Origin of the sequence: Nocardia sp. NPDC058497 (assembly GCF_042720195.1) — a bacterium.
Classification (GTDB): domain Bacteria; phylum Actinomycetota; class Actinomycetes; order Mycobacteriales; family Mycobacteriaceae; genus Nocardia.
On the sequence record NZ_JBHXMY010000582.1, the window covers coordinates 1 to 3,658 of the forward strand.

Here is a 3,658-nt window from a genome sequence, read left to right on the forward strand (position 1 = left end):
GCGCGGGGCCCCCCCCCCCGCCCCCGCGGCCCCCGGGTCTCTGTGCCTCACCCCCCCCCCCCCCCCCCCCGGCGCGCGCCCCGCCACCGGACACAGCACCACGTCACCCAATCGCCAGCCACCGTCCCAGTTGCCGAGGCAGACCGGTGTCACTTCGCGAAGTCCGAATGTGGCGCGCACATGGTCGGGAGGTTCGACTGAGGTCACGGCCGTACCGTAACCCCGCCGCGGCGCGGCAACCCCGAAGGCACGCTGGCACACTCCACTTTGCGACCTCGCCGCAACCTTCGGCGAGGTCGGCAACAGTGCAGCTATCCGATCAGTAGACCGGCAGCGACGGATCGACCTGCTTGGCCCAGGCGACGACGCCGCCCTGCAGGTGCGTGGCGTCGGCGAAACCGGCGCGCTTGAGCGCGGCCAGCGCCTCGGCGGAACGGATACCGGTCTTGCAGTGCAGCACGATCGGCTTGTTCTGCGGCAGTTCGGCCAGCGCCTCGCCGGAGAGGATGCGGTCCTTGGGGATCAGCGTCGCGCCCTTGATGTGGACGATGTCCCACTCGACCGGCTCACGGACGTCGATCAGTTCGACCTTGTCCGCGTCCAGCAGATCCTTCAGCTCGGCGGCGGTGATCGTGGACCCGGCCGCGGCGGCCATGCCCTCCTCCGAGACAACACCGCAGAACGCCTCGTAGTCGATCAGTTCGGTGATCGGTTGGCGCTCGGGATCGCGGCGCAGCTTGATGGTGCGGTAGTTCATGTCCAGTGCGTCGTAGACCATCAGACGGCCGAGCAGCGTCTCACCGATGCCGGTGATCAGCTTGATCGCCTCGGTCACCATCACCGAACCGATCGACGCGCACAGCACGCCCAGCACGCCACCCTCGGCGCAGGACGGGACCATGCCCGGCGGCGGGGCCTCCGGGTACAGGTCGCGGTAGTTGATGCCACGGCCGTCGGGGGCGTCCTCCCAGAACACCGAGACCTGGCCCTCGAAGCGGTAGATCGAGCCCCACACGTAGGGCTTGCCCGCGAGGACGGCGGCGTCGTTGACGAGGTAGCGGGTCGCGAAATTGTCGGTGCCGTCGACGATCAGGTCGTACTCGCGGAACAGCTCGACGGCGTTGTCCGGCTCCAGCCGGATCTTGTGCAGGCGCACGTCGATCCCGGAGTTGATCTCCAGGACGGAATCGCGGGCACTGTCGGCCTTGGGACGGCCGATGTCGGACTCGCCGTGGATGACCTGGCGCTGCAGGTTCGACATGTCGACCTCGTCGAACTCGACGATGCCGAGGGTGCCGACACCCGCCGCGGCCAGGTACAGCAGGGCGGGCGAACCCAGCCCGCCCGCGCCGATCACGAGCACCTTGGCGTTCTTCAACCGCTTCTGACCGTCGACACCCAGATCGGGGATGATCAGGTGCCTGCTGTAGCGAGCGACCTCGTCCTTGGTCAGTTCCGCGGCCGGCTCGACGAGCGGCGGCAGGGACCCGTTGAATGACACGTCAGAGCTCCTGTGTGTATCGGCGGCATTCCTGGTACATGCAACTACATGCAACGTGCCGGGCCGCGCTGTTCTTCCCACCCATGGTCCCGTATGGGCCACCGCACTATCCGCGCGGGTACGGCCAGGGGTTGAAGCGGCAGGTCTTGCCGTCGGCGGGCACCACACCGTGCGGGTCGAGCAACGCGATGTCGTTGTTCTTGGTGCCGAAGGTCTGCTGCATCATGATCGGCGCGAGGCCGCCGTCGGTCTCGCACGGCTGATGCCCGTGGTAGCCGATGGCGTGGCCGACCTCGTGGTTGATCTGGTACTGCCGGTAGGAGCCGATGTCGCCGTCGAAGGCGAGCGCGCCACGCACCCAGCGCACCTCGGAGAGCACGACGCGGTCGATGTCGGCGTTGTAGCAGGACGAGTCGATCGGGATCTCGAATCCGCAGGCGGCGCGGGTGCTCTCGCGCGAGGTGAGCGAGAGCCGGAAGTCGGGTTCGCCGGTGTCGATGCGCTGGAAGCCGAAGCGGGGGTCGTGGGCCCAGCTCTTCGGGTTGGCCAGGGTCGTCTCGACCATCTTGGCCACGGCGGCGTCACCGCCGAACGGCGCGGTGTCGATGCCGTCCTCCACCTCGACGGTGTAGCGGAAGACGCGTTCGGTGCCGGTGCCGACCTGGGCGCTGGTGCCGGGCACCACATGCCAGGTGCCCGCCGCGCGATCGACGTAGTCGCCGCCCTCCGGCAGCGCGCCCAGCGGCAGGTTGGGCGGGAACTTCCCGTCGCCGGGTGGCGCGCCGATGATGCCGGACTGGGCCACCTTGGGGCTGAGCGCGCCGAAACCGGGATCGTTCGCGGCGGGCATCGGGTTCGCGCGCAGTGCGTCGACGACCACCAGCACGGTGACGGCCAGCAATACCGGCAGGGCGTAGGCCCGCCAGCCGTAGCGGCGGACGAACCGGCCGATAGCGCTCTGCTTCTTGGCGTCGCGCTGCGGGCTGCGCGGCCTGCCGTTGTCGGTGTCGGCGGGGTTCCAGCGGGCGCGCAACGGCTGCCGGGATCGGTCGGCGGGCTGATACAGCCCGAGCGGGTCGTAGACCTGCAGTTCTCGCCCTTCTGGCGCCGACGTCACAGAACCGGACTCGGTGGGTTGCGTGGGGCGAGCGACATCGCGCCCGCCGCCGGATGGTCGTTCCGGTCGGTCGGTCACCCCACCAGATTCTCACAGTGCGCAACCCCGCCCTCGCGGCGGCCGCAGCGGATCGCGCGGTTACGGCCCGGCGAACCCCTCGGGCCTGGTACTACATTTCCAGGGCGAAACTTCATGGGAACACCGTGCGGGTATCGTTCGTGGGATACCGGACCGAACACCCCTGGGCCGGGGTAATCGACAAAGAGAGCCGAGATGACAGACCTCGTGGACCGCATGACCTCGCGCCGATCGGTGCCGGAAACGGTCCCGGCCAAGCGCGGCACCCGGCTGCCCCGTGACGAGCGGCGCCAGCAGCTGCTGCTCGCGGCCAGCGAAGTGTTCGTGCAGCGCGGCTACCACGCCGCGGGCATGGACGAGATCTCCCAGGTGGCGGGCGTCAGCAAGCCGGTGCTCTACCAGCACTTCGCGAGCAAGCTGGAGCTGTACCTGGCGGTGCTGCAGAACTATGTCGACATCCTGGTGTCGAGCGTGCGCCAGGCGCTGCGCTCCACCACCGACAACAAGCAGCGCGTGCGCGCCGCCGTCGCCGCCTACTTCGATTTCGTCGACAACGAGATGCAGGGTTTCCGCCTCGTCTTCGAATCCGACCTGACCAGCGAGCCGCAGGTGCAGCGCCGGGTCGAGCAGGCCACCGAGGCCTGCGTGGACGCGGTCTTCGACCTGGTCGCCCACGACTCCGGCCTCGACCCCTACCGCGCCCGCATCCTGGCCGTCGGCCTGGTCGGCGCGAGCCAGTTCACCGCCCGCTACTGGCTCGAGGCCGACCGCCCGATCCCCAAGGACGAAGCGGTCGACACCACGGTCGCCCTGGCCTGGGGCGGCCTCAAGCACGTCCCGCTGCACCCGATCGGCTGAGCGACCGAAACAAACGAAGGCCTGTCAACCTGGGGTTTACATGCCGACACCACTGTCTCGTTAACACAACACCGACCCCACGAGACCGTAAATAATGTGGTAAT

At 68.7% G+C, this 3,658-nt stretch carries 3 protein-coding genes and 1 pseudogene; 1 reads left to right on the plus strand and 3 read right to left on the minus strand.

All coding sequences use genetic code 11. The features are described from left to right. From ACFWPJ_RS27585 to ACFWPJ_RS27595, 3 genes and pseudogenes are all read right to left on the minus strand, one after another. Positions 1-207, minus strand: a pseudogene (locus ACFWPJ_RS27585) (hypothetical protein); the annotation flags it as partial. A gap of 112 nt (positions 208-319) precedes the next feature. Beyond that, on the minus strand, positions 320-1,501 hold the full coding sequence (moeZ, locus tag ACFWPJ_RS27590; RefSeq protein WP_378855626.1) for an adenylyltransferase/sulfurtransferase MoeZ: 1,182 nt from the start codon (positions 1,499-1,501) through the stop codon (positions 320-322). Positions 1,502-1,607: 106 nt separating this feature from the next. Then, on the minus strand, positions 1,608-2,591 hold the full coding sequence (locus tag ACFWPJ_RS27595; protein ID WP_378855628.1) for a DUF3152 domain-containing protein: 984 nt from the start codon (positions 2,589-2,591) through the stop codon (positions 1,608-1,610). 300 nt (positions 2,592-2,891) lie between these two features. On the opposite strand from ACFWPJ_RS27595, the gene ACFWPJ_RS27600 reads away from it, so the two are divergent. Beyond that, positions 2,892-3,554 carry a TetR/AcrR family transcriptional regulator gene (locus ACFWPJ_RS27600; RefSeq protein ID WP_019048689.1) on the plus strand — a complete coding sequence of 221 codons (663 nt, stop codon included), beginning with the start codon at positions 2,892-2,894 and terminating at the stop codon, positions 3,552-3,554. The last annotated feature ends 104 nt before the right edge of the window (positions 3,555-3,658 follow it).

Excerpts from the sequence above, each read along its gene's own strand:
- ACFWPJ_RS27600 (WP_019048689.1), top strand. The coding sequence starts at position 2,892 with ATGACAGACCTCGTGGACCGCATGACCTCGCGCCGATCGGTGCCGGAA.